This is a genomic window from Blastococcus sp. SYSU DS0617 (assembly GCF_054051075.1).
The window spans coordinates 44,762-69,461 of the sequence record NZ_JBJHAO010000011.1 but is presented as its reverse complement, the minus strand read 5'-3'; the positions used below and the strand labels follow the sequence as shown (position 1 = coordinate 69,461).

Below are 24,700 nucleotides of genomic sequence, written 5' to 3'. Positions count from 1 at the left end.
GGCCTCAGAGTTCGGGCACGCACTCCCCGCGGCCCAGCTGGGCCAGACCGGTCAGGTCGCCGGACGCGAAATCGAGGGCCGTCCCGGTCTCCGGGTACATCAGCTGGCTCGGGTCGTCGATGTGGCCCAGACCGACCAGGTGGCCCAGCTCGTGCAGCACGATCGCGCGGGCGATGTCGTACCCGCCCGGGTAGCCGAGGATCTCGGCGAAATCGGCCGCATCCAGCGTCACCGAACCCGTGACGTACACCCGCGGTCCTCCCGGCCGCGACACCCACGCGCTGCCGGCCCGACCGGCGGCGGTGACCAGCTCCGGGTCGTCCCGCTCCGTCTGCCAGGAGACCAGGACCGGTGCCCACCGGTCGCCGTAGCGGTCGGGCTGGAAGGGCTCCCGGTCGGACGAGGGCTGCTCGTCCGTCGGGCCCTCCTCGACGAACTGCAGTCCGGTGATCGCGCTGACGCGGCTGAAGGCCTCCTCCAGCAGACCCTCGGTCCCGGGTGGCGCGTCGTCCGGCCGGACGACGTAGCGGATCGGTCGGCAGGGGTCGTACGCGACCGGCCTGCCCGACCCCGGCTGGAGGGCGACGAAGGCGTGCGTGCCGCCGACGGCGGGCGCGTCCAGGGGGACGCCGAGTGGTTCTCCGGCCGCGTCACCGCCGGGAGACGGGAATCCCGCGTTCCCGGCCAGCGGAGCGACACGGCTGCCCGGGAGGCCGGCGCGGTCGAGGAGGAGGGCACCGGCGACGACCGCGGCGAGGACGACCGCCGCGGTCAGCCACCGGCGGAGACGTGCGAGCCGTCGACGCCGGCGTCGCGGCGCCGGCGCGGTGCCGCCCGGCGGTGGCGACGAGGTCCGCCACGACTCGTGGTGGACCGGCCGCCCGGCGGCCTCGTCGCGGACCCACTGCGGGATGCGGCCGGACGGCGACGCGGGCAGCCGCCCGTCGTCGCCTCGCTCGAACCCCGCCATCCACGCCTCCTGCCTCGACCTGTGGTCCATGGTCCCCGCCGGTGGCGAAGAGGGGGTGCATCGGCGTGCGCCCGCTCATCCCATCGGGCCGCAACCGCGCCGGGGCGGCCTCCCTGCGGGGATGCCGGGGCCGGTGGACGACGATGAGGGGGTGAGCGCCGCGACCTCCTCCCCCGATCGCCTGACCGCGCAGGTGCTCGACGCCGTCCGCCGGCTCGACGGGGTGGCCGAGCGGACGCCCCTGCAGCGCAACGCCCGGCTGTCCGGGCTGACCGGCGCCGACGTGTGGCTCAAGCGCGAGGACCTGCAGGTCGGGCGCTCGTACAAGATCCGCGGCGCGTACACCATGATCTCCGCGCTCCCCGACGCCGAGCGCGCGGCCGGTGTGGTGTGCGCCAGCGCGGGCAACCACGGGCAGGGCGTCGCCTACGCCTGCCGGGCCCTGCAGGTGCGCGGCCGGGTCTTCGTGCCGGGGACGACGCCGCGGCAGAAGCGGGAACGCATCGCCGCGCTGGGCGGCGACATGGTCGAGCTGATCATCACCGGCGACTCCTACGACGACGCGGCGGCCGCGGCGGCGGAGTTCGCGACGGCGTCCGGGGCGACCCTGGTGCCGGCGTTCGACTCGCTCGCGACGGTGGCCGGGCAGGCGACGGTGGCGGTGGAGATCCTGGAGCAGCTGCCCGAGCGGCCCGACGTCGTCGTCCTCCCCGTGGGCGGGGGCGGGCTCCTGGCCGGCGCCGGCAGCTGGCTGCGGACCCACTCCCCCACGACCGGGCTGGTCGGGGTGGAGCCGGCGGGTGCGGCGAACATGGCCGCCGCGCTGGCGGCCGGGAGGCCGGTGGACCTGCCGGAGATGGACACCTTCGTGGACGGCGCCGCCGTGCGCCGGGCCGGCGCGGTCACCTATCCCCTCGTGCGCGACTCGGGTGCGCAGCTGCTCGCCGTGCCCGAGGGCCAGATCTGCACCGAGATGCTCGACCTCTACCAGGCCGACGGGGTCATCGCCGAGCCCGCGGGGGCGCTGGCGCCGGCGGCGCTGAGCGGCGGGCTGGTGACGCTGCAGCCCGGCCAGACCGTCGTCTGCGTGCTGTCCGGCGGCAACAACGACGTGAGCCGGTACGCCGAGGTGGTCGAGCGCTCGCTGGTGCACCGCGGGCTCAAGCACTACTTCCTGGTCGAGTTCCCGCAGGAGCCCGGTGCGCTGCGTCGCTTCCTCGACGAGGTGCTGGGCCCCGACGACGACATCGTGCGCTTCGAGTACGTCAAGCGGGACAACCGGGAGACCGGTGCGGCGCTGACCGGCATCGAGCTGGGCCGGGTCGAGGGGCTGGTGGAGCTCCTGGCGCGGGTGGAGGCCAGCCCGCTGCGCATCGAGCACCTCACCCCCGGCTCGACCGCCTACCGCTTCCTGGTCTGACCCGCTCAGACCGTCATGAAGCCGCTCTCGTAGGCGGCGATCACGGCCTGGGTGCGGTCCCGGGCCCCCAGCTTGAGCAGCACGCTGCTGACGTGGGTCTTCACCGTCTCCCGGCTGAGGAACATCTCGGTGGCGATCTCGGCGTTGGACAGCCCGCCGGCGACCAGCCGCAGGACGTCGGCCTCCCGAGCGGTCAGGGCCGGCAGCGCGGCGGCCCCCCGCGCGGCCGACGGCACGTGCGAGGCGATGAGCCGGCGGGTCAGGTCGGGTAGCACGAGCGAGGAGCCCCGCGCGACGACGCGGATGGCGTCGACCAGCTCGTCGGGGTCGGCCCGCTTCAGGGCGAAGCCGCTCGCCCCGGCCTTCAGCGACCGGAACAGGTAGTCGTCGTCCTCGAACGTGGTCAGCACGAGCACGCGGGGCCGCTGCGGATCGCGGGCGACCAGCTCGGCGGTGGCCGCGATGCCGTCCATGTCGGGCATGCGCACGTCCATGAGGACGACGTCCGGATCGGTGCGGCCCGCCATCTCCAGCGCCTCGCGCCCGGTGCCGGCCTCGCCCACGACGGTGAGGTCGGGCTCGCTCTCCAGGATCACCCGCAGCCCCGACCGGACGAGCACGTCGTCGTCCACCAGGACCAGCCGCAGGCTCACGTGGCCCCCGGCAGCGGCAGGGTGACGGTGAGGTCGAAGCCGCCCGACGGGGTCGGCCCGGCCTGGAGCGTGCCGCCGGACGCCGTCACCCGCTCGCGCAGGCCGGCCAGCCCACGGCCACCGCCGGGACCGGGCCGGCTGTCCGGCTGCGCGGCCCGCTCGTTGCACACGCGGACGACGAGGGTGCCGCCGTCGCGGACCACCTCCGCCACGGTCAGCGGGGTGCCCGCGTGCCGCAGCACGTTCGTCGTCCCCTCCTGCACCACCCGGTAGGCCAGCTCCTGCGCCTCGGGCGGCACGTCGTCCACGGCACCGTCGACGACCAGGGCCACCGGCAGCCCGCCGTCACGCAGCCCGGCGAGCAGCTGGTCGAGGTCACCGAGGGACGGGGCGGCGAACGGGACGGGGTCGCGACCGCCGTCCTCCGCGCGCAGCACCGAGAGCACCCGGTCCAGCTCGGCGAGCGCGGTGCGGGTGTTCGCCTCGATGTGCCCGAGCGCCTGGCGGGCGAAGTCGGGCTGCGCGGGCCGGTCGTCGGTCGGGGTCAGCGTGCGGCGGGCGGCGGTGGCCTGCAGCAGGCTGGCGGTCAGCGCGTGCCCGATGGTGTCGTGCAGGTCGCGGGCCAGCCGGTTGCGGTCGGCGAGGCGGCGGCTGCTCTGCTGCAGGGCGGCGATCTGCTGCTCGGCCCCGGCGCCGAGCAGCCGCGGTGCGACGGCGGCAGCCAGCCGGACGAGCAGCTCCAGCACCACCAGGACGGCGCAGACGACGACCACGATGAGCGCCATCAGCGGGATCGCCGTGAGGACGTTCCACTGGGCGTCGAAGCCGAGGACGACCAGCAGGCCGGCGCCGAGGGCCAGGGTGGCCAGGCTGACCAGGCCCATGAGCACCCGGGCACCCAGCCAGCCGAACGCCCGCCAGGTGTCCGCCGCGAACACCAGCCGCCGGACCCGGCGGACCAGACCTCGCTGGTCGCGCACCCGCTCGCCGTCCGGGAGGTCGACGCGGAGGAGTCCGCGGGCCAGCCGGCGCTCGACGCCGGCGAGCCCGCGGGTGGTGGCGAGCACCAGCGGGACCAGCACGAGCCCGACGCCGTAGATCAGCGCGACGACGGAGCCGGCCAGCGCGAAGTACAGGGCGAGGTACAGCGCCCCGAGCGGGAGCGTCGCGAGGACGTACGCGGCGCGACCGGGCCAGCCGGGACGGGCGGCCTCGATCTGGTCGCGCACGCGGGCGGACAGGGCAGCGGCTCTGCTCGCGGGCGGAGTCGGGGGCATGGGTCGATCCTGACGCGCCGCACCGCCCGGCGATTCCCCCGGCGGCGTGCTCCGCACCTCCCCCACGCGGGGGACCCAGGTCGGCCCTGCGGGGTGATCCGCGCGCACGTCCCGGGTCGCCACGCTGCTGATCATGACCGAGACGAACTCCTGGCGGCAGTGCCGCCCGCCGGTGGGCTCCGCATGATCGAGGTGCGCGGGCTCACGAAGCAGTACGGCGCCGTGCGCGCCGTCGACGACCTGACCTTCGAGGTGCAGCCGGGCAAGGTGACCGGCTTCCTCGGCCCGAACGGCGCCGGCAAGTCGACCACCATGCGGATGGTCCTCGGCCTGGACCGCCCGACGTCGGGCTCGGCGCTGGTGGCCGGCCGCCCGTTCGGCCGGCTGGCCGAGCCGCTGCGCACGGCCGGTGCGCTGCTCGACGCGCAGGCGGTGCACCCCGGCCGGAGCGGCCGGGACCACCTGCGGGTGGCCGCCCGCTCGAACGGCATCGCGCTGCGCCGGGTCGACGAGGTGATCGACCAGGTCGGCCTCGGCCCGGCCGCCCGGCGCCGCGTGAAGGGCTACTCGCTGGGCATGCGTCAGCGGCTCGGCATCGCCACCGCCTTGCTGGGCGACCCCGCCGTCCTGCTGTTCGACGAGCCGATGAACGGCCTGGACCTCGACGGCGTCCGCTGGATCCGGCGCCTGGTGCGCGGGCTGGCCGACGAGGGCCGCACGGTGCTGCTGTCCAGCCACCTGATGAGCGAGATGGAGCAGACCGCCGACCACCTGGTGATCATCGGGCGTGGCCGGCTGATCGCCGATGCCGCCATGGCCGAGGTGATGCGCGGCGAGAGCGCACGCCGCCAGGTGCAGGTGCGCACCCCGTCCCCCGACGAGCTGGCCGGCGCACTGCGGCGCCGGCAGTTGCGGGTGCACCCCACCGACGTCGGCGACCTGCTGGTCGAGGGCGCGTCGCCCGAGACGGTCGGCGATGTCGCCCTGGAGGTCGGGGTGGCCGTGCACCGGCTGACCGAGGTGCACAACTCCCTCGAGCAGATCTACCTCGATCTCACCGGCGACAGCGTGCAATACCGGGTCGCGGCCGACCCGCAGCCGGCCGGGGAGGTGCAGCGATGAGCGCCGGGGTGCTCGCCCCGCCGACCGCCGGGCCCGGCACGGCAACGGTCCTCGGGCGGGCTGCCGCCGCCGAGTGGGTGCGGCTGCGCACCGTGCGGACGACCTGGTGGTGCCTGCTGGCGGCCACCGTGACCGTCGTCGGCATCGGGACCCTCTCCGCCCTGGACGAGGCGGAGACGGCGAACGCCTCCGGGACGACGACGGCCGCGACGGTCGCCGGCGAGTACGGGACGCTGATCGGGCAGTTCGCGCTGCTGGTGATGGTGCTGCTCGCGGTCACCTCCGAATACGGCAGTGGGGCGATCGCGCCGACGCTGCAGTGGACCCCGCGCCGAGGCGTGCTGCTCGCCGCGCGGGTGGCCGTGCCGGTCACCGTCGCCACCGCGGCCGCGGTGCTGCTCGCCTTCGTCGCCGACGTCCTCGCGAAGCTGCTCGCGCCGGACCTGGCGCTCTCCTCCGGGGAGCTGACCGGGAGTCTCGGCCGGGTCGCCGGCGTGCTCCTCGCTGCCGGGGTGCTGACCGCCGGCCTCGGATTCCTCCTGCGCAGCACGGCCGCCGCGCTGGCGGCGGTGTTCCTGCTGCAGCTCGTGCTGCCGGCGCTGCTGCCGGCCTTCGGGGCGTGGGCGGCCGACGTGGCTGAGTTCCTGCCGGGATCGGGAGCGGTCTGGACACTGCTCGGCGAGCCGGACATGACCGCGTGGCAGGCGGGCGCGCTCCTGGTCGGCTGGGCGGCCACGGCCCTGGTTGCCGGCGGCTGGTCGTTGCTGCGCCGGGACGCCGGATAGCGCGCTCCGGGAGCCGGCACCGACCACCCGGCGCCGGCTCCCGTCATGCGTGCGGATCACGCTCCGGCGCGCACCGCCGTCGCCTCGTCCGACCGGTCGGCGGCACCGGCGCCGGTCAGCCGCACGGCCAGGCCGGCGAACGCGGCGACGAGCAGCACCAGAGCGACCGCCTGGACGGCCCGGTGCGGGGCGGCGAGCAGACCGGCGAGGGCGACCACCAGGACGACCGGCACCCAGACGGGGGTGATGCGCGCCCGGAACACCGCGATGGCGAGCAGCAGCAGGCCGGCGAACAGGCCGACGACGTGGACGACCTCGGCCAGCACCAGCGCGAGCGAGCCCTCCACCCCCTCGACGACGGCAACCTGCTGCGCGAGCGGCACGGAGCTGCCGGCCAGTTCGGCGAGGTAGAGGGAGGCCGCGTCGAGCGGGACCAGTGCCGCACCGCCGACGAGCACGGCGAGCGCGGCGATGCGGCCCAGCAGCTGCCCGCGGAGCAGGACCCGAAGCAGCCCCAGCCCCGCCGGCACCCAGAGCAGCCCGGAGAGGAAGAAGAGCAGCAACCCGGCCGACCAGGCACCCGGCCGTTCGGCGACGAGGTCGAGGAGCGCTGCGGTGCTGTCGGCCTCTGGAGTGGGATCGACCAGCGCCGCGACCCCCATGGCCAGCGGGGCGGCCACGAGTGCTGCGGCATAGAGACGGCGTGCGTGCATGGGGAGCTCCTGGATCGGTGGGCGTTGGCGGAATCCAGGCTGGTCGGCGGGCCGCCGCGCGTCGTCGGCCTGCCGGGCGGATCGGTGGCCGGGCCGGACCACCGCCGGCTCCTCCGCGCGGAGGACGACGGGTCGCTCCGCAGGACGATGTGGTGCCGCGCCGTGCTCGCTAGCGTGGCCGCGTGCCGTCGCGCCCGCCGGGTCGCCCCCTCGGCGTCATCCGGCCCCGGTCGGCCGACGCCGCGCTCGCCGCCGGGCTGAGCGCCGTCGGCCTGGTCGAGGCGGTGCTCGTCGGCGTCGGCGATCGGCCGGGCGCCCTCGTCACGCCCCTGCTCCTCCCGCTGCCCCTGCTCGGCCGGCGGTCCCACCCCCTGGCAGCAGCCCTCGCGGTGGCCGCCGGCTTCGCCGTCCAGCTGGCCGAACCGGTGCGCGCGTTCGACCGGACCGCCACCTGCTACGTGGTCCTGATGCTGGCGCTGTACTCCCTGGGCCGGCACGGCGCGCCGTCGTCGGTCCGGCTGGGCGGCGCGGCGATCGCGGCCACAGTCGGTGTGGTCATCGGCGTCGCCGACACGTCGCTCCTGTCGGGCGTGCTGGGGGCCGCCCTCGTCGGCACGGCCGTCGGGATGGGGCACGCGGTGGCGGGCCGGGCCACGCTGCGCGAGCTGCTCGAGGAGCAGTCACGGGAGATCGCGGCGTCCGCAGCGGTCGCGGAGGAAGCGGCCGCGACCGCAGTGCGCACGCAGCTGGCCGGCGACGTGCAGGACGTGGTGCAGCGACACGTCGAGCGGATGTTGGCCGGAGCCCGGGCGGCCCAGCGGCGAACGGGCGACCCCGACCGCGCCACGACCCTCATCGCCGGGGTGGAGTCCGCCGGCAGGGAGGCGCTGGACGAGCTGCGGCGGATGCTCGGGCTGCTGCGGGACCACGACCGGACCGTTCCCCTGCGACCGCACGCGGACCCGGGACCGACCGGACCGGCACCGGCACCGCTCCCCGGGCGGTCGGGGCGTCCGCGCACCCGCTCCGACTGGTTGCCCCCGGCGGTGATCGTGCTGGCAGCCGGTGAGGCGGCGTGGTCGGCGGCGGACGCTGGTGCCGCCCGGCCGGCCGTGGTCGCCGCCTGCGTCGCGGGTGCGATGGTCGCCGCCCCGCTCGTGGCCCACCGGAGCGCCCCGGTCGCCGCGTCGGCAGCGACGTGGGCGCTGGCCACCGGCGCCGTCCTGGTCGTCCCCCTCCCGGTGCTGGCGCTGGGGCTGACGGCCCCCGTGCTCGCCTTCGCGGCCGGGGCGCATGCCGAGCGGTGGAGCTGGGCCGGCCTCGCGGTGGGCTGGGCGGGCGTGGCCGGGGTCAACGTCGCCGCCGGCGGAGCGGGTGCCGGCGACTTCGCCGTCCCCGTCGTGCTGGTCGGCCTGGCCTGGCTGGCCGGTCGCGCCATGGCGGAGCAGGTGGCCCTCGGCGAGCGGGTGGCCGGGCAGAGCGCGGAGCTGGCCCGGCTGCGCGACGTCCGGTCGGCCACGGCCTCGGCGCAGGAACGGCTGCGCATCGCGCGGGAGCTGCACGACGTCGTCGCGCACACCCTCATGGTCATGGTCGTGCAGGCCGGCGCCGCCCGGCGGTCCCTCGACGTGGACCCGGACCGTTCGGCGGCGGCGCTGGCCGTCGTGGTCGACACCGGGAACAGCGCGCTGGCAGAGCTCGCCCGGGTGCTGTCGGTCGTCGATGCCCCGGCGGCCCCCTCCGACACCGGCCTCGGTCGGCTCTCGGCGCTGGTCGGCCGGGCCCGATCCACCGGGCTGGATGTCGATCTGCGGACGGCCGGTCCGCTCGGCGACGTCCCTGGCGGGGTCGACCTGGCGGCGTACCGGATCGTCCAGGAGGCGCTGACCAACGTGATCCGGCATGCCGGGGCGACGCGGGTGACCGTCCACCTCGACGTGGTGGACGGCCGACTCGTGGTGCGGGTCCGCGACGACGGCACACCCCACCCCGGCGGGACCCCCGGGAACGGGCTCGCCGGTATGCGGGAGCGGGTGCGCCTCTACGACGGCGAGTTCACCGCCGGGCCTGCCGCTCTTGGTGGGTTCGCCGTGTCCGCGACGTTCCCCCTCGGCACCGCCCGGCAGGAGCAGCACGCGTGACGGCCCTGCGGGTGCTGGTTGCCGACGACCAGGCGCTGATCCGCACCGGGTTGCGGACGATGCTCGAGACCGAGCCCGACCTGTCGGTCGTGGCCGAGGCCGCCGACGGGGCGGAGGCGGTGCGGCTGGCCGGCGAGCTGCGTCCCGACATCGCGCTGCTCGACATCCGGATGCCGGGGATGGACGGCCTGGAGGCGGCGCGGCGGATCCTCGCGGACGCAGGCGGGACGCGCGTACTGATGCTGACCACCTTCGACCTCGACGAGTACGTCTACGAAGCGCTGCGGATCGGCGCCGGCGGGTTCCTGCTGAAGGACACGACCGCGGAGCGGCTGGTCGAGGGCATCCGGGCAGTCGCGGCGGGCGAGGCGCTGCTGGCGCCGGCGGTGACCCGGCGGCTGATCGAGGAGTTCACCCGCCGCCCGCCCGACCGGCCGCGGCCCGCCGTCGTCGACCGGCTCACGGCCCGGGAGCTGGAGGTGTTCGGCCTCGTGGCCCGCGGTCTGTCGAACGCGGAGATCTCCCGGCAGCTGTTCCTGGGCGAGACGACGGTGAAGACCCACGTGGCGCGGGTGCTGGCGAAGCTGGACCTGCGCGACCGGATCCAGGCGGTCGTCCTCGCCTACGAGAGCGGCGTGGTGCGGCCGGGCGAGTGAGCGTCCCGCTCCGCCGTGCCGGCCTGCCCGAGCACCCGGATCGGCTCGCCGGACACCCATGCGGCGACGTCCTCGACCGCCTCGCGGTAGAAGACCTCGTAGGTGCCGCGGGTGACGTAGCCCAGGTGCGGGGTGAGCACGGTGCGCGGCGCCGAGCGCAGCGGATGGTCCCGGGGCAGCGGCTCGGTCTCGAAGACGTCGAGCCCGGCGCCGGCGATGCGGCCGCCGTGCAGCGCGTCGAGCAGCGCCTGCTGCTCGACGATCGCCCCGCGGCTGGTGTTCACCAGCACGGCGGTGGGCTTCATGCGGGCCAGGTCGCCGGCGCCGATCAGCCCGCGGGTGCGCCTGGACAGCAGCAGGTGGATCGAGACGACGTCGGCGGTGGCGAAGAGCTCCTCGCGCTCCACCCGGCGGGCCCCGACCTCGGCGGCGCGCTGGTCGGTGAGGTTCTGGCTCCAGGCGACGACGTCCATCCCGAACGCCTGCCCGATGGTGGCGACGCGGCTGCCCAGGCGGCCGAGGCCGACGACCCCGAGCCGGGCCCCGGCCAGGTCGCTCCCGAGGGTCTGCTGCCATCCGCCGGCGCGCACGGAGGCGTCCTCCCGCGGGATGTGCCGGACGGTGGCGAGGATCAGCCCCCACGTCAGCTCGACGGTGGCGTCGGCGCCCGCGCCGGTGCCGCACACGGTGATGCCGAGCTCGCCGGCCGCGACCACGTCGATGGCCTTGTTGCGCATGCCGGTGGTGACCAGCAGCCGCAGGCGGGGCAGCCGCTCGAGCAGGCTGCGCGGGAAGCCGGTGCGCTCCCGCATGGCGACGACGACGTCGAAGGGTTCCAGCCGCGCGGCCAGGGCGTCCTCGTCGGGGACGGCGTCGTGGAACTCCACGACCTGCACCTGCCCGGGGACCTGCGACCAGTCGCAGAAGTCGGCGGCCACGGACTGGTAGTCGTCGAGGACGGCGATGCGCTGCACGTCCCGGGTGTACTACATGCGCCGCGAGTGGTGCGGCCCGGCGTCCCGGGGGCCGACCGCGCGGAGCGGTCGACCGCCGCCGGGGACCCCGGAGTCAGGCAATCAGCGGGGCTTGGTGCCCGTGCCGCCACCCTTGTTCTTGTTGGTGAAGTTGGAGATCGCGCTCTTGATCTTCTGCTGGTTCTGCGGCTTGCGGGCCTCGTCCATGACCTTCTTGGCGACGCCGGCCTTCGCGAACTTGCTCATGAGTCCCATGCCCCGAGGGATGCCCACCCGGGCCGTCGCGGAACCATCCCGGCCCGATCGTCATGCGATGGTCACTCCGGCCGGGCGCGGGTGTCCTCGGCGTCCGGATCGGCGTCGACGTCGCTCCCGGGGTCGCGCGCCAGGAGGTAGGTGGCGCCACCGAGGACGAGGCCCGCCACGGCCGACAGCGCGACGATGGCCGGGGTGCCGATGTCACCGAGGACCCAGGTGATCAGGTCCCGGGAGCGCGAGGTCGGGTCGGCGAGGACGACGCCGACGAAGACGGCGACGAGCAGCCCGGCGCCCGCGGAGACCACGTGCGCCAGCCGGCCGGAGAAGCCCAGGCGATCGCCGAGGCTGCGGGCGGCCTTGACGATCCGGCGGGCGCGGAGGATGCGGAGGGCGCCGACGGTTCGGACCAGCCGGAGGATCTGCACGGGGCCGAGGGCGAAGACGATGGCGACGACGACCGCGAGGGTCAGCGCGATCAGGCCGAGGTGCCCGCGGATCCAGGCCCGTTTGCTCTCGGCGACGACCAGCAGGATGACCGTCTCCGCCACCAGGACGGCCCCGCTGGCGATGTCGATGACGTGCCCCGCGGTGCCGAGGTGACCGTCTGCGACGGTCAGGAACATCGCCGGGATAGACGCGAGCGCGGCGATCAGGACGGGCAGGGCGAGCCGGTCCTGCCAGCGCTCCTCGCGCGACTTCACCGGCTGCACCACCGCTCCTCCGGCAGCACCACTGTTCCTCCCGGACATGGAAGCGACCCCCGTGGGAGAGGCGACTGCCTCGTCCACGGGGGCCGCTGCCGCGGCACCGCCGGTACCGCGGTCTCCCACGACTCGATCAGCGGCGCTTGCCGCCGGAGTTCTTGTTCTGGAAGTCGGCGAGCATCTTCTTGAGCTTCGCCTGGTTCTGCGGCTTCTTGGCTTCCTGGAACACCTTCGCGGCGATCCCGGACATCACCATCTTCCGGATCATCCCGGCCATGGTCGCCTCCTCGTTGTCGACTGAGGGACTCACTGCCCCGTCGGAGCATCCGCCAACCGCGGCCTCGGAGCTGTGAGCCGATCGAAGCGGCGTGGCCACTACCCGCCCAGCCCCGCGTCCCGGGCCCGCGCGACGGCCTGGGCACGATCGGAGACGCCCAGCTTGGTGAAGATGCTGGACACGTGGTTCCGCACCGTCTTCTCCGACAGGAAGAGCCGGCGGGCGATCTCCGCGTTGGCCCGGCCCTCGGCGGCCAGCCGCAGGACCTCGCGCTCCCGCTCGGACAGCTGCGGGAACGGCTCCACCGCAGCGCCGGCTCCGGCGACGAAGAAGCCCCGCACCCGCTCGGCGACGCCCGTTCCGTAGACGACCTGCCCGTCCGCGACCGAACGGACGGCGCGTTCGATCTCGGCCTGCCCCGCGCCCTTGAGCAGGTAGCCCCAGGCTCCGGCGCGGATGGCGGCCAGCACCGTCTCGTCGGCCTCGATCATCGTCAGGACGAGGACCCGGGTCCGCGGCGCGACGTCCTGCAGGTGCCGGGTCACCTCGACCCCGGTCAGGCCTGGCATCTGCAGATCGAGCAGCGCGACGTCGGGGTCGGTCGCCACGACGACGTCGACGACACCCGGCCCGTCCGCGGCCTCGGCCACGACGTCGAGCCCGCTGTCCTGCAGCAGCATGCGCAGTCCGGTGCGGAAGGCAGGGTGGTCGTCGGCGAGCACGACCCGGATCACGGGTGTCCTCCTCGCGGCAGGACCGCGGCCACCCGGGTGCCGCCGCCGGGCTCGGCCGAGACGCGGCAGGCGCCCCCGAGCTCCGCGGCCCGGTCGCACATCGACTGCAGACCGAGCCCGGCCGCGGCGTCGTCGGAGCACCCGCGGCCGTCGTCGACGACGGCGATGCGCACGGCGTCCGGGTCCCCGGCCAGGTGCACCGCGATGTGCCCGGCGCCCGCGTGCCGGACGGCGTTGGTCAGCGCCTCCTGGGTGATCCGGAAGGCGGCCACCTCGACGGCGGCCGGAAGGCCCGCCAGGTTCCCGCTGCCCTCGATCCGGATGTCCGGCGCACCGTTGCTCCCGGCGAGCAGGCCGGGACCGCCGGCCTGCAGCGCGCCGAGCAACCCGAGGTCGTCGAGGGCCGGCGGGCGGAGACCGTGGACGATGCGGCGCACGTCCGCGACGGCGACCTGCAGCTGGTCGCGCGCCGTGGCCACCAGGGGCACGGCGCGGACAGGTTCCTGCCCGAGCGCCCGGTTGGCGACGTCCAGGGCCATGACCGCCGCCGCGAGCTGCGGGCCGAGGCCGTCGTGCAGGTCGCGGCGGATCCGGCGCCGCTCCTCCTCGCGGGCGGTCACCAGCCGGTCGCGGGAGCGCTCCAGATCGGTGGCCAGCCGCAGCGCGAACCCGACGGCGGCGAGCTGGGCGGCGACGTCGGCGAGCAGCGACTCGTCGAGCGGGTCGAGGCCGTCGGTGCCGGCGCGGTGGCCGACCCGGAGGGTGCCGACGACGCCGTCGTGCCACCGCAGCGGGAAGGCGTGGACGGCGAGCTCCTCGTCCCCCACCGACTCGACCACCGGCGCGGCGCCGGGCCGGTCGATCTGGACCGAGACGGCGGGCAGTTTGAGCTCCGCAGCGATCGCGGTGCCGGCCCGGGTCAGCGCCTGGCGGGGGGAGCCGGCGATCCGCAGGGTCTCGGTCACCCGGCCGAGCACCCGGTACGGGTCGCCGCGGGAGCCGTGCAGCAGCCGGTCGACGGCGCGCTGGATGCGCACGTACAGCGGGTGGAAGACGGCGGCGACGGCGACCGCGCCCACGAAACCGACGAGGGAGTCGCGGCTGCCGGCGAGCCCGCCGAGCCAGCCGACGACGGCGACGTACACCAGCGCCGAGCAGGCCAGCAGCGCCGTCCCGACCAGGGTGCGGTTGACGACGACGTCGATGCCGAACAGCCGGTAGCGCACCACCGCGACGCCGATCGCGAGCGGCACCGCGAGGGTGACCACGACGTTGATCGGCGCCGGGGCGACGAACGCCGCCAGCACGGCCAGCGCCAACGCGTAGCCGACCCAGGCGATCTGCCGGCGGCCCTGTGGGTCGGCCCGCCGGAAGCGCAGGACCAGGCTGACCAGCCCGAGCAGGGCGAGCGCCGGGACGAGGGGGTCGAGCAGCGTCTGCACCCCGTCGAGGAACGCGTCGGGAACCGCGATCGCGACGGGGTTCGCCGGCTGGTCGCCCTCGGGCTGGACGTCGGTGAAGGCGGTGAGGACCGACATCGTGGCGATGAGCGCGACCGCGGTGATCGCGACCGGGCGCCAGTGGCGCGACGGCAGCCGCCCGTCCGGGAAGATCAGCGGGAGCAGGGTGGCGAAGGCGACGAACGACGGCACCCAGGTCCAGAGGGTGAGCCAGGCGGCCACCCGAAAGACCAGCGCCGGGTCGTCGCCGGCGCTGAAGCCGTGGACGGCGAGGCCGACGGACCCGGCGTAGATGCAGGCGAAGCAGCCGATGAGGGTCATGAGCTGCAGCACCCGGTGGCCCGGCACACGGCCGAGCAGCGCGGCGCCGACGATCGCCATGGCCGGACCGACCACCGGCTCCGGCGACGCGAAGAGGTCCACCTGGTCCGACGCCGGGGTGGCCAGACGCGCCCCCAGCCCGACGACCAGGTAGCCGATCGCGGCCGCGGCGGAGAGCCGGGCCGCCGTCGTGGCGGCCCGGCCCTTCTGCGTCGCGCGCTCCTCGACCACGGGCTCGTCCACCTCGCGGGCGACGCTAACCGACCTGATGGCTCCTGGTCAGGGGGTTGTCTCGTCGGTGCGACCGGTCCACCACTGGAGATCGGTCCGCTGCGCGATCGTGACGGCCAGGCCGAGAGAGGCAGCGGCGAAGAGCCAATGCGGGTCGACGGGTCCGGTCGGGAACCCGCCGAAGTCGAGGACCAGGAACACCAGCAGGACGACGGGGATCCAGATCGGCACCACGCGGGTGCGGAGGTAGCCGATCGAGGTGAGCAGCACCGAGCCGGCCATGCCGACCAGGAACGGCACCAGGATCAGCGCGGCGAGGGCGCTGGTCTGTGCGTCCTCGATCAGGGCGACCATCGCCGCACGGTCGGGCTGGTCGACGGCGGCGCGGTCGATGATCGAGACGGCGTGGATGCCGACGAAGCCGAGCGCGCCGACGAAGCCGAGGACCATGGCGGTGGTGCCCAGCCGCGGCATGCGCGGTCGGACGAGTTGCGCCATGGCGACCAGGCCCAGCAGCAGGAACGGAACGGCGATCGTGCCGACGACCAGCCCGACCGTGGCGAGCGTCGGGCGCTCGGCCCAGGCGTCCAGGCTGCCGGCGACCGATTCGCCCTGGCCGACGACCCTGCCGATCAGCGCCTCGGAGAGGTTGAGCGCGGCGCCGACGGTCAGGCAGACGATGGCGGTGCGCCGTCCGAAGGGTGCCGGCCGTGGGGCCGGCGGGTCGTGCGGCGCGGGTCGCGCGGGAGCCGGGGTCACGGGCTCAGCGGTCATGGGATCCACCTCCAACGCCTGGCGGGTCCCTCCCGCCCGGGCGAGGACCACGGTCGAGCGGGAGGTGTCCCGACGTCGTGAGGCGAGGGTCCTGATCTCGCCGGGACCGGTCCGCAGCGGAGTGATCTCGCGAGCGGGCGGAGACGGTGCGTTGCGCCACGCCGCCGGACCGAAGTAAGCGGCCGGTTGCGTTCCGCTAGGCACGTGTGCCGCCACGCCCGGAGCACCGTCGGCGTCCCCCGTGGTCGGCTCGCGAGTCGCCCGTCCGGAGCGGGTCCGCGGTGGTCCGGTAGTCGCTCGCAGAGACGCACGTCCGTCACTTTGTGACGGCCGGATGACCGACCTAGCGTCGTCGCGGTCCGGCCGAGGCCCCGTTCGTCACCGCCCCAGGTGACACCCGGTCGGACACCGCCGAACCGGCGCCGGACTCTTCTCGGCGCCGGGCCGGGGACCCACCGCAGTACTGGGGTGAAGCGCGATCCGGCTCCGCCGGTGGCGCCGGGCGATCTCCCCGTCCGAACCCGTCAGCTAACTCGGTAGGCGGTTGATGGAGAACAGGAGAACGCGTCGTCCATGACGACTACTCGCACGTCCACGATCACCCGCCGCTCCTTCCGCGGGGCAGCGCTCGCCCTCCTCACCGGCGCGGGAATCGCGCTCTCTCCGATGGCCGCCTCGGCGAGCCCCGCCCCCGGCGCCGTCGCCTCGCTGCCGTCCCAGGCATCGGCGCCGGCCCTCACCGCGGTCCCGGCCATCAACGGATGGTCGTCGTACGACACGGCGCTGGCCGCGGCGCACGTGGCGATGGGCCAGCAGGGCAAGCCGTACCGCTGGGGCGGCACGGGCCCCGGCGGCTTCGACTGCTCCGGGCTCGTCTACTCGTCCTTCCAGGCGGTCGGCGTCCACCTGCCGCGCACCTCCCGCGCCCAGTCGACGGCGGGGCACTACGTCAGCCGCGCCGACCTGCGGGCCGGTGACCTGATCTTCTTCTACTCCCCGGTGGGCCACGTCGGCATCTACCTGGGCTACGGCGTGATGGTGCACTCCTCGACCTACGGCAAGCCGGTCTCGATCGTGCCGGTGAGCTCGGTGCCGGGCTACAACACCGCCCGCCGGGTCGTCTGATCCGTCTCGCCCGGCCGGGTGCGCCCCCCGCACGGGGGGCGGACCCGGCCGGCGGTTCGTCGACGGGGCGACACGTCGATGTGCCGACAAGTCGACACAAAGCGCCAAACGGACGGCCCGGTTTCGGGGTGCTTACGCCGGAGCCGGAGAGGTTCGACGGCGTTAGCGTTACGGAGAGAGATCGGCCCGTACTGGTCCGTCACCACCCCGCTTCCCCTGGAGTGCTCCGTGTCCTCGTTCCGCCCCTTCCTCTCGCTGGTCCCCGACACCTCTCCGGCCGCTGACGAGTCGGCCTGGCCGCAGCCGTGGTCCGAGCCGGCCGCGGAGTCGTGGTCGGAGCCGTGGGCAGCGGCGCCGGCCGGCGGCGACGAGTCGTGGCGGCTGTCGGCGCTGTGCGGCGAGACCGACCCGGAGGCCTTCTTCCCGGAGAAGGGCGGCTCCACCCGCGACGCCAAGCGCGTCTGCACCGGGTGCGAGGTGCGGGCCGAGTGCCTGGAGTTCGCGCTGACCAACGACGAGCGCTTCGGCATCTGGGGCGGGCTGTCCGAGCGCGAGCGCCGGCGGCTGCGCCTGCAGCGCCGGGACGCCATCACCGCCTGACGCGTGGTCGCGACTCCCCGGCCCGTTCGGGGTAGGACGACGGGGTGACCTCTCCCCCGCCCGTCCTGCTGCTCGACGTCGACGGCGTGCTGAACGCGGTGCGCCCGGACCTCCCCGAGGGCTGGCAGCGCGGACGCTTCAACGGCTACGTGCTGTCCTGGGACCCCGCCGTCGTCGCCCGGCTGCGGGAGCTGCACGAGTCCGGCCGGGTCGAACTGCAGTGGCTGACCACCTGGACCGAGATGGCCGACCGGCTGCTGGCCGAGCCGCTGGGGCTGCCCCGCGGACTGCGCACGCACAGCCGGGACCTCCTGCCCACCGGGTTCGGTGGCGCGCTCGGCGGCGTCGCCGGGTGGTGGAAGCTGGCGGCGGCGCAGGCCGTCGCCGAGGCCGAACCCGGCCGGCGCATCGTCTGGATCGACGACGACCTCGCCGACCAGGCCGAGGACACCCGCGACTGGCTGGCCGCGAACGGCCAGGTGCTGGTCGTGGCACCGCACTACACGCGCGGGCTCACCCACGCCGAGCTCGACCGGATCGAGGCCTGGCTGGGCACCGCCGGCTGACAGTCCGGGAGCTCCGCGCGACCTCGCGCGGGAACCGGCTCACAGGTCGCCGACCTACCCTCGCGACCGACACCGACCAGAGGAGCAGCACCTCATGGGCTCCTACGAGCCGGATCCCCCACCGACCCGCCGGTTCCGCCGCGGCCCCGCCGGCCCGGGAAGGTCCGGGTACGCACCGCCGCCCGAGGACGACCGGTACGACCGGTACGCGCCGTCCGAGCACGACCGGTACGACGAGTACGGCCGGCCCGTGCGCCGGCCGCGGTTCGACCGGCCGCCGCCGTCGGGGAACGACTGGTACGGCGCTCCTCCCGTAGGCGACCGGTACGGCGCCCCTCCGGTGGGCGACCGGTACGGCGCCCCGCCCGCGAGGCCGTTCCCGCCCGACCGGCCCTTCCCGCCCGACGGGCCTGCGCCGGAGTCCGGTCGCCGCGGCCGGCGGGCCCGCACCGGCCGCCCGCGCCGCCGGATCGTGCGCCGGGTGGCGCGCGTGCTGGTGGTGCTCGCAGTCGTCCAGGCGCTGGTCGTCCTCTCGCTGCGCTGGGTGGACCCGCCGACGACGGCCTTCATGGCGGCCAACCCCGACGGCGCCATCCAGCAGTCGGTGCCGGTCGAGCACGTCTCCCGCACCTTCCTGGCGGCGGTCATCGCGCACGAGGACTCGGCACTGCCCACTCGTTCCGGCGCCTTCGAGTGGTCCGACCTGTGGGGCCGGGCGCAGGCGCACCTGGCCGGTGAGGACGACCCGTCGGGCTCCACGATCCCGCAGCAGGTGACCAAGAACCTCTTCCTCAACCAGGAGCTGAGCGCGTTCCGCAAGGGCGTCGAGGCGCTGATGTCGGTGGAGGTGGCCGCGCTGATCGACGACCGCCGGATGCTGGAGCTCTACGTCAACTACGCGCAGTTCGGCCCGACGATCTACGGCGTCTGCGCGGCCTCCTGGTACTACTTCGACGTCGCGCCGCGGGACCTGTCCCAGGCGCAGGCCGTGCGGATCGTCGGCCTGCTGCCCTCCCCCGGGCACGTGCAGCGCGCGCCCGGCGGCGGCATGGACTTCGAGGTGGCCGACGGCATGGGCTGGCTGTCCCGGTCGCACGTGCTCAACGCGGAGGCGCGGGTGCCGCGGCACCTGGACCGGCTCGGCACCCAGCCCGTCGAGGACATCGGCATCACCGGCTCGGCGAGCGACCAGGAACCGTCGGGCGATGACTGCACCACCCGGCCGGACGAGATCGCCGAGCTCATCGCCGCCGAAGGGACCGACTGACGCTCAGGAGGGCGGAGGCGACCACGAGGTCGCGCCGTCCGTGCGGGTCGCGGAGGCGTCCGTGACCAGCTCGGCCCGGCCGCGCCCGAGGATCTTGGCGTCGTAGAGCGCACGGTCGGCGCTGCGCATCAGCTGGGACGCGCTGTCGCCGGTGCGGTACTGGGCCACGCCGCAGGAGAGCGAGACCGTCGCGTCGACGGCGCAGATCCGGCGGACGAGGGCGAGCGCCGCCGGGCCACGCGTGCCGGGCAGCAGCAGGGAGAACTCGTCGCCGCCGTGCCGGGCCAGGAACGCCCGGTCCGGCACCTCGCGCCGCCACACGTCGGCGACCCGGCGCAGCACCCGGTCGCCCTCCTCGTGGCCGTAGGTGTCGTTGACCGCCTTGAAGTGGTCGACGTCGATGAGCACCGCGGACAGCGGCTCGCCGCTGCGGGCCGCCTCGGACATCAGCTCGTCGAGCGCCCGGTCGAAGCCGCGCCGGTTGCTGAGGCCGGTCAGCGGGTCGCGGCTGGCGTCCGAGGCGAGGGACACCAGGTGACGGATGACCGTGCCGACGCTGACGAGGATCAGGTCCAGGCCCAGCGCGGTGCCCACGCCGACGTCGCCGGCGACGAGGGCCGCGGTGATGCCGACGACCGCCAGGCCCAGGTGGGTGAGCGCCTGTCGCGCGGAGAAGAAGAAGTGCGCGTCGACGACGACGAAGGTGATGAGGGTGGCGGCGGCCAGCGCCGTCACGGGGTCCGGTGCGAGGGCCACCGCGCTGACGATGAGCACCGTGGCCCCGCCCACCGCGCCGTGGAAGAACGCCCGCGGCCAGCGGGCACCCCACCGGCCGACGACGAGCGCCGACACGAGCGCCACGCAGCTCAGGCCGACCAGCATCCAGCGACGGACGCCGGGCTCGACGTCGAGCGTCATGAGCAGGCCGGCCGAACCGCCGAAGGCGAAGAAGGTCGCCAGGATCCGCGCCATGACGCGCGTCGTCGCCACCTCGGGCGCCGCGGACCTGCTCACCTGGAGGTCGTCGGCAGATCGGGCGCCCGGCTTGAGTGCGTCACGGCGTTACACATACTCGCCCGGGTGACCTTGGGGCAGTAGCAGTCCCTACGAGCCGTCGAGGGCCCGAACCCGGAGCAGATCGGGCCCTCGACGCCGTGCGGGCACTGCTACGGACAGACTTCCCCACGCTTCACGACGCCGAAGTCGATGGCGCCCTCGACGTCCCCGGTGACCCGCTGACCGGGCGCGATGTTCTGGTCGCAGACGATCCAGCCCGAATCGAGCACCTGATTGCGGCTGCCGAGCAGGTCGTGGGACACGCTCAGCCACACGTTGTGCGTCTGGACGAGGTTCTGTGCGCTCTGCAGGTCCATGCCGACGACATCCGGCATGGCGAAGTCGACGGCCGGCACCGCGGGTGTCGTGGGAGTCGTCGGCGCAGGGGGCGCAGGGACGGCGCTCTGCGACTGCTGCAGCGGAGCGGTGCTCGTCTCCTCGACGGGAGAGCTGCTGGCAGCTGCGGCCGAGTCCGGCTCCGCCTCGGCGGCGCATGCGCTACCGAACGCGCCGACGAGGAACAGGCCGGCCACGACGAGGGCAGGCGAACGCTTGCGGAACGGCATGTCGACCGGAGCACCTGACTGCCGCTGGCAGGGCGCGGGCGCCCCCGACGGCGAGGGTCCGAAAGGCGGCTGACTCATGTACATCCCCGTTGGTGATCGCTCCCGCACTCGGCCGGAGAAGTCCGTGCCCGGACGGTCGTCCGGGCACGACCGGAATGTGTCACACGAGAGACCGTCGAGTATCGGTTTGTGCCCGTTCGCGGTCGGCGTCGTCACACCCGGCCCACGGGTGCCCGGAGACCCCACGCAGCGCGATGCACACGCGTACCAGGAGGCCGCCGGTCAGCCGGTCGGCAGGGTGAGCGACGACGGCGAGGGGCCGCCGAGGCAGATCCGGTGGGTGACCGGAACGCCCGTCGTCGCCTCGCCCAGTGGCTCCCCGGTGCCGAGGTTGCGGGCGTAGCGCGGGTGGGCGCCGCCGGACACCTGCAGCCGGATGCGGTGCCCGGCGCGGAAGCGGTGCGCCGCCTCGACCAGGGTGAGCTCGACCGTCCGCTGCCCGGTTGCCGGCTCCTCCCCCGGTGCCGGGTCGAGCCGCACCAGCCGGTCGGTGACGTTGAGCGACCGGCCGTTCGGCTCGACGTCGCACAGGCGGACGAACAGGTCGGCGTACGGGTTGTCCGACTCGACGACGAGCCGGACGCGCGCCCCGCCCTGCACCTCGACGGGCTGCCGCAGCGGCGCGGTGGTGAAGGTGCGGACGTCGTCGCGCGCCTCGAGCGCCCGGTTGTCCCGCTGGCCGGCACTGCCCGCGAGTACCCGGCCGCCGACGGACGGCGTCGGGTCGAGCGGGTCGTAGGTGAAGGACGTCGCGCCCGGCTGCGCGGGGATGTCGTCGGCCAGCCGGCCGTCGGCGGCCAGGTGGAAGGTGCGGTCGGTGGTGGCCGGTGGCCAGTCGGGCATCGTCCGCCAGGTGCGGGCGCCGCTGACGTGCACCCGCACGGGTGCCGGCCGCGGCGGGGCGGGCTCGGCGCCCTCGACGGGCAGGTGGGTGTTCAGCCAGGCCAGGCTCTCCGGCGTGGTCACCGCGGGGTCGATCGTGAGGTGCGCCCACGGGCCGAGGGTGAGCGCGACGTCGACGCCGCGCTCGCGCAGCGCGGCGTACTGGTAGAGCGTCTGCTCGACGAACCAATCCTGCCAGCCGCCGATGAGCATCGTGGGCACGGTGCTCGTGTGGACGGCCGGGGGTGGCGCGGTAGCGGTCCCAGTAGGGGTCGGTGAGGTCGGGGTGGTCCAGCCACTCGTCGAACCACGGCGCCGGGGTGCCGCCGAAGCGCTCGGCCAGGCCCTGCAACGGGAGCTCCCCGAGGTAGGGGCTCAGCCGCCGCTCCGCTGTGGACAGCCGGACGAGACCGCGGAGCAAGCCGTCCTGCTCCTGGTGGGCGACGAGGTCGGTCCAGATCGCGAGGTTGGTGAGCTGGAAGGCGCCGTCGATCATCCCGGCCTGGGCGAGGTCGTGCGGGCCGATGTGCAGCACCATCGCCTGGAGCTCGGGGGGCGCGTCGAGGGCCAGCGCCCACTGCGTGTAGCCGAGGTAGCTGGGGCCGAGGGTGCCCAGCCGGCCGTCGAACCACGGCTGGTCCCGCAGCCAGGCGACGGTGTCCTGCCCGTCGTGCTCCTCGTGGACGACGGGGGTGAACTCGCCGCCGGAGCCGAACGTTCCGCGGACGCTCTGCAGCACCACCGCGTAGCCGCGCTCGGCGTACGGCACCGCCGTGGTGAGGGCGAACCCGGCGCCGCGGCCGTACGGGGAGCGGATCAGCACCGTCGGGTGCGGACCGCCCGCGACGGGCAGGTAGACGTCGGCGCGCAGGGGTGTGCCGTCGCGCATCGGGATGTCGACCCCGCGCAGCACCTGCACCCGGTTGAGCGGGGCGGGCAGCTTCCACCGGCGGCCGAGCGCGGCGGCGGCCAGGCGGACCGGGCGCGGGAGCGGCTGCGAGTCGGGCACTGGTCCTCCTGCTGTGACGCCTCGGGACGGCGAACGTTGGGGACAGTAGCCAGGTCGACCCGGACCGTCGTTGGTACGCCGGAGACGCACAAGCACCACTGATGCTGGGCGTTCCTGGACGCCTCCACCACACTCCGCGGACGACCAGCTTCTCGTCGGTCAGGCCCTACTGTCGCGTCGACCCCAAGGCGGAGGTCCGAGGGGCAAGCGGGGGCGAGGCATGGCGGAGACCAGGGTGCGATACGAGTCCAAGAGCGTGAAGACCCTTCGCGGGACCGAGAGCAGGTCGATCGCGAAGTGGCAGAACCAAGGTTGGGAGTTCGTCGACCAGAGCGCCGGGACTCTGCAGACGACGCTCAACTTCCGGCGACCGAAGCCGCCCCTGCCCACGCGCCAGATCGCGATCGGCGCAGCCGTTGCGCTCCTCCTCGCCGGCGTCATCACCGTCGGAGCCCTGCTCGAGGACGGCGATGGCGAGGACGACCGAGCGACGCCGCCGTCAGCTGCCTCGACCGAGCAGTCCAACCATGCGCCGGAAACTGAGACCGCCGAGGCTTCCGGGCAAGTCAACAGTGCGCCGACGCCCGAGCCCAGCACGCAGCCGGACGTACCACCGGCTCCGGTCGTCGACACCTCGGTCGACGAGCTGCTCGACAGGCTGAATGCGGGCAGCTCGGGCGGGGTCACGACCGGAGACCGGTTCCAAGTCACTGCTGAGCTGTTCGGGTCTGACATGTGGGGAACCGGCGCGTCCGGGGACTATGTCGTCAACCTGGTGGCCCAGGGTGGAAGGCAGGACCTGCAGGTTTTCGTCGACGAGTCGGTTGCCGACGGCTGGCGGGACGGCACGAGGGTGCAGCTGGTCCTCGAGGCGGTCGAAGCGACCATCAACGGCGAGACCACCGACGGCTGGCTGCGAGTCCGATCGGCGACGACGCTCTCCGCCATCGGCTGAACCAACCACGCAGGCCCACCGCCCACTCCGCTTCGCGGGTTCCGCCGGTCTGCCTCCCGGCGCGGGGTCCTAGGGTCGGGGGGACGTCGTCTCGGAGGAGTTCGCATGCGCGCAGTCCAGTACCGGTCCGTCGGCAGCGAGCCCGAGGTGGTCGAGATCCCGACGCCGGAGCCGGGCCCGGGTCAGGTGCGGCTGAAGGTGACCGCCGCGGGACTGTGCCACTCCGACGAGTTCGTGATGAGCCTGCCGGAGGGTGCGTTCCCGCTGCCGATGACGCTGGGGCACGAGGGCGTGGGCGTGGTCGACGCGCTGGGGCCGGGCGCGACCGGGGTGTCGGTCGGTGACTCGATGGCCGTCTACGGCGCGTGGGGGTGCGGGCAGTGCCACGCCTGCTCGAAGGGTGCGGAGAACTACTGCCCGCGGGCCTCGGCGCTGGGCATCCAGCCGCCGGGACTCGGTGCGCCCGGCGCGCTGGCCGAATACCTGATCGTCGACGACGTCCGGCACCTGGTGCCGCTGGGCGACCTGGACCCGGTGGCCGCGGTCTCGCTGACCGACGCGGGCCTGACGCCGTATCACGCGATCGTCTCCTCGCTCGGCGCGCTGCCGGCCGGTTCGACCGCCGTGGTGATCGGTGTGGGCGGGCTCGGGCACGTGGGCATCCAGATCCTCCGGGCGATCACCGGCGCGACCGTGATCGCGCTCGACGTCAGCGAGGAGAAGCTCCAGCTGGCCCGTTCGGTGGGGGCGCACCGTGCGCTGAAGTCGGACGAGTCCGCCGCCGCCTCCATCCGGGAGCTCACCGGCGGGGTGGGCGCGCAGGCGGTGTTCGACTTCGTGGGTGCGCCGCCGACGCTGGAGATCGCGCGGCAGTCGGTGGCCATGGACGGCCGCATCGAGATCGTCGGCATCGGCGGCGGGACGCTGGCCACCGGCTTCTTCTCGACGCCGTACGGCGCGACGGTCCGTGCGCCGTACTGGGGCACGCGGGCGGAGCTGCTCGAGGTGCTGGACCTGGCGCGGTGCGGGGCGATCCACGTGGAGGTGGAGCGGTTCACGCTGGACCAGGCGCCGGAGGCCTACCGCCGGTTGCACGAGGGCACCATCCGCGGCCGCGCCGTCGTCGTCCCCGGGGACTGACGCG

Annotated in this window: 24 protein-coding genes, 2 pseudogenes and 1 riboswitch; of the genes and pseudogenes, 11 read left to right on the top strand and 15 right to left on the bottom strand. The window is 74.7% G+C overall.

Translation table 11 applies throughout. From position 1 onward, the window contains the following. Nucleotides 1–4 precede the first annotated feature (4 nt). Entirely contained in the window at nt 5–970 is a 966-nt protein-coding gene (locus ACI793_RS13400) for a matrixin family metalloprotease (protein WP_456606866.1), read from the bottom strand. 151 nt (nt 971–1,121) lie between these two features. Between ACI793_RS13400 and ilvA the strand changes: the two genes are divergently transcribed. Beyond that, entirely contained in the window at nt 1,122–2,390 is a 1,269-nt protein-coding gene (gene ilvA, locus ACI793_RS13395; RefSeq protein ID WP_456606865.1) for a threonine ammonia-lyase IlvA, read from the top strand. Nucleotides 2,391–2,395: 5 nt separating this feature from the next. Here the strand turns inward: ilvA and ACI793_RS13390 are convergent, their stop codons facing one another. Both ACI793_RS13390 and ACI793_RS13385 read right to left on the bottom strand, forming a co-directional pair. Continuing rightward, a complete protein-coding gene (locus tag ACI793_RS13390; protein WP_456606864.1) occupies nt 2,396–3,043 on the bottom strand; it encodes a response regulator in 648 nt (215 codons plus the stop codon). Then, entirely contained in the window at nt 3,040–4,320 is a 1,281-nt protein-coding gene (locus tag ACI793_RS13385; RefSeq protein WP_456606863.1) for a sensor domain-containing protein, read from the bottom strand. The genes ACI793_RS13390 and ACI793_RS13385 overlap by 4 nt, the downstream gene beginning before the upstream one ends. 183 nt (nt 4,321–4,503) lie before the next feature. On the opposite strand from ACI793_RS13385, the gene ACI793_RS13380 reads away from it, so the two are divergent. Together ACI793_RS13380 and ACI793_RS13375 are read left to right on the top strand one after the other, a co-directional pair. Beyond that, entirely contained in the window at nt 4,504–5,442 is a 939-nt protein-coding gene (locus ACI793_RS13380) for an ABC transporter ATP-binding protein (RefSeq protein ID WP_456606862.1), read from the top strand. Then, complete coding sequence (locus ACI793_RS13375) at nt 5,439–6,227, top strand: hypothetical protein (protein WP_456606861.1); 789 nt, start codon at nt 5,439–5,441, stop codon at nt 6,225–6,227. Before ACI793_RS13380 ends, ACI793_RS13375 begins: the two co-directional genes overlap by 4 nt. 56 nt (nt 6,228–6,283) lie before the next feature. Here ACI793_RS13375 and ACI793_RS13370 read toward each other — a convergent pair whose 3' ends face one another. Next, the gene (locus tag ACI793_RS13370) at nt 6,284–6,940 is read right to left on the bottom strand and encodes a hypothetical protein (RefSeq protein ID WP_456606860.1); all 657 of its coding nucleotides are present in this window, start codon (nt 6,938–6,940) and stop codon (nt 6,284–6,286) included. Between the two features lie 182 nt (nt 6,941–7,122). On the opposite strand from ACI793_RS13370, the gene ACI793_RS13365 reads away from it, so the two are divergent. Beyond that, a complete protein-coding gene (locus ACI793_RS13365) occupies nt 7,123–9,081 on the top strand; it encodes a histidine kinase (protein ID WP_456606859.1) in 1,959 nt (652 codons plus the stop codon). Beyond that, nucleotides 9,078–9,737 carry a response regulator gene (locus ACI793_RS13360; RefSeq protein ID WP_456606858.1) on the top strand — a complete coding sequence of 220 codons (660 nt, stop codon included), beginning with the start codon at nt 9,078–9,080 and terminating at the stop codon, nt 9,735–9,737. The genes ACI793_RS13365 and ACI793_RS13360 overlap by 4 nt, the downstream gene beginning before the upstream one ends. Here the strand turns inward: ACI793_RS13360 and ACI793_RS13355 are convergent. From ACI793_RS13355 to ACI793_RS13325, 7 genes are all read right to left on the bottom strand, one after another. Further along, complete coding sequence (locus tag ACI793_RS13355) at nt 9,704–10,711, bottom strand: D-2-hydroxyacid dehydrogenase family protein (RefSeq protein ID WP_456606857.1); 1,008 nt, start codon at nt 10,709–10,711, stop codon at nt 9,704–9,706. The genes ACI793_RS13360 and ACI793_RS13355 overlap by 34 nt on opposite strands. A gap of 102 nt (nt 10,712–10,813) precedes the next feature. Beyond that, complete coding sequence (locus ACI793_RS13350; protein ID WP_456606856.1) at nt 10,814–10,957, bottom strand: hypothetical protein; 144 nt, start codon at nt 10,955–10,957, stop codon at nt 10,814–10,816. Nucleotides 10,958–11,028: 71 nt separating this feature from the next. Then, a complete protein-coding gene (locus tag ACI793_RS13345; RefSeq protein ID WP_456606855.1) occupies nt 11,029–11,679 on the bottom strand; it encodes a hypothetical protein in 651 nt (216 codons plus the stop codon). 127 nt (nt 11,680–11,806) lie between these two features. Next, nucleotides 11,807–11,983, bottom strand: coding sequence for a hypothetical protein (locus ACI793_RS13340; protein WP_456606854.1), 177 nt, complete (start codon nt 11,981–11,983; stop codon nt 11,807–11,809). A gap of 65 nt (nt 11,984–12,048) precedes the next feature. Continuing rightward, entirely contained in the window at nt 12,049–12,684 is a 636-nt protein-coding gene (locus ACI793_RS13335) for a response regulator (RefSeq protein WP_456606853.1), read from the bottom strand. After that, nucleotides 12,681–14,708 carry a sensor histidine kinase gene (locus tag ACI793_RS13330; RefSeq protein WP_456606852.1) on the bottom strand — a complete coding sequence of 676 codons (2,028 nt, stop codon included), beginning with the start codon at nt 14,706–14,708 and terminating at the stop codon, nt 12,681–12,683. The genes ACI793_RS13335 and ACI793_RS13330 overlap by 4 nt, the downstream gene beginning before the upstream one ends. A gap of 36 nt (nt 14,709–14,744) precedes the next feature. Continuing rightward, on the bottom strand, nt 14,745–15,470 hold the full coding sequence (locus tag ACI793_RS13325; protein ID WP_456606851.1) for a hypothetical protein: 726 nt from the start codon (nt 15,468–15,470) through the stop codon (nt 14,745–14,747). 399 nt (nt 15,471–15,869) lie between these two features. Next, nucleotides 15,870–16,028: riboswitch (cyclic di-AMP (ydaO/yuaA leader) on the top strand. 15 nt (nt 16,029–16,043) lie between these two features. Between ACI793_RS13325 and ACI793_RS13320 the strand changes: the two genes are divergently transcribed. The 4 genes from ACI793_RS13320 to ACI793_RS13305 all read left to right on the top strand — a co-directional run bounded on the left by ACI793_RS13320 (nt 16,044) and on the right by ACI793_RS13305 (nt 19,028). Then, entirely contained in the window at nt 16,044–16,595 is a 552-nt protein-coding gene (locus ACI793_RS13320) for a C40 family peptidase (protein WP_456606850.1), read from the top strand. A 228-nt stretch (nt 16,596–16,823) separates the two neighbouring features. Beyond that, nucleotides 16,824–17,195: a WhiB family transcriptional regulator gene (locus ACI793_RS13315; RefSeq protein ID WP_456606849.1), complete on the top strand. Its 372-nt coding sequence runs from the start codon at nt 16,824–16,826 to the stop codon at nt 17,193–17,195. Nucleotides 17,196–17,239: 44 nt separating this feature from the next. Then, nucleotides 17,240–17,761: an HAD domain-containing protein gene (locus tag ACI793_RS13310; RefSeq protein ID WP_456606848.1), complete on the top strand. Its 522-nt coding sequence runs from the start codon at nt 17,240–17,242 to the stop codon at nt 17,759–17,761. 94 nt (nt 17,762–17,855) lie between these two features. Further along, complete coding sequence (locus ACI793_RS13305) at nt 17,856–19,028, top strand: transglycosylase domain-containing protein (protein ID WP_456606847.1); 1,173 nt, start codon at nt 17,856–17,858, stop codon at nt 19,026–19,028. A gap of 3 nt (nt 19,029–19,031) precedes the next feature. On the opposite strand, the gene ACI793_RS13300 is transcribed toward ACI793_RS13305, so the two are convergent. The 4 genes and pseudogenes from ACI793_RS13300 to ACI793_RS13285 form a co-directional block, all read right to left on the bottom strand. Beyond that, nucleotides 19,032–20,042 (bottom strand): GGDEF domain-containing protein, encoded by a 1,011-nt coding sequence (locus ACI793_RS13300; protein ID WP_456606846.1) that lies wholly within the window; start codon nt 20,040–20,042, stop codon nt 19,032–19,034. 152 nt (nt 20,043–20,194) lie between these two features. After that, nucleotides 20,195–20,650, bottom strand: a complete 456-nt coding sequence (locus ACI793_RS13295) for a hypothetical protein (RefSeq protein WP_456606845.1) — start codon at nt 20,648–20,650, stop codon at nt 20,195–20,197. A 282-nt stretch (nt 20,651–20,932) separates the two neighbouring features. After that, nucleotides 20,933–21,874: pseudogene (locus tag ACI793_RS13290) on the bottom strand (CocE/NonD family hydrolase); the annotation flags it as partial. A 25-nt stretch (nt 21,875–21,899) separates the two neighbouring features. Further along, a pseudogene (locus ACI793_RS13285) lies at nt 21,900–22,481 on the bottom strand (CocE/NonD family hydrolase); the annotation flags it as partial. 376 nt (nt 22,482–22,857) lie between these two features. Between ACI793_RS13285 and ACI793_RS13280 the strand changes: the two are divergent. After that, nucleotides 22,858–23,556, top strand: coding sequence for a hypothetical protein (locus tag ACI793_RS13280; RefSeq protein WP_456606844.1), 699 nt, complete (start codon nt 22,858–22,860; stop codon nt 23,554–23,556). 105 nt (nt 23,557–23,661) lie between these two features. After that, nucleotides 23,662–24,696 (top strand): NAD(P)-dependent alcohol dehydrogenase, encoded by a 1,035-nt coding sequence (locus ACI793_RS13275; RefSeq protein ID WP_456606843.1) that lies wholly within the window; start codon nt 23,662–23,664, stop codon nt 24,694–24,696. Nucleotides 24,697–24,700: the final 4 nt, after the last annotated feature.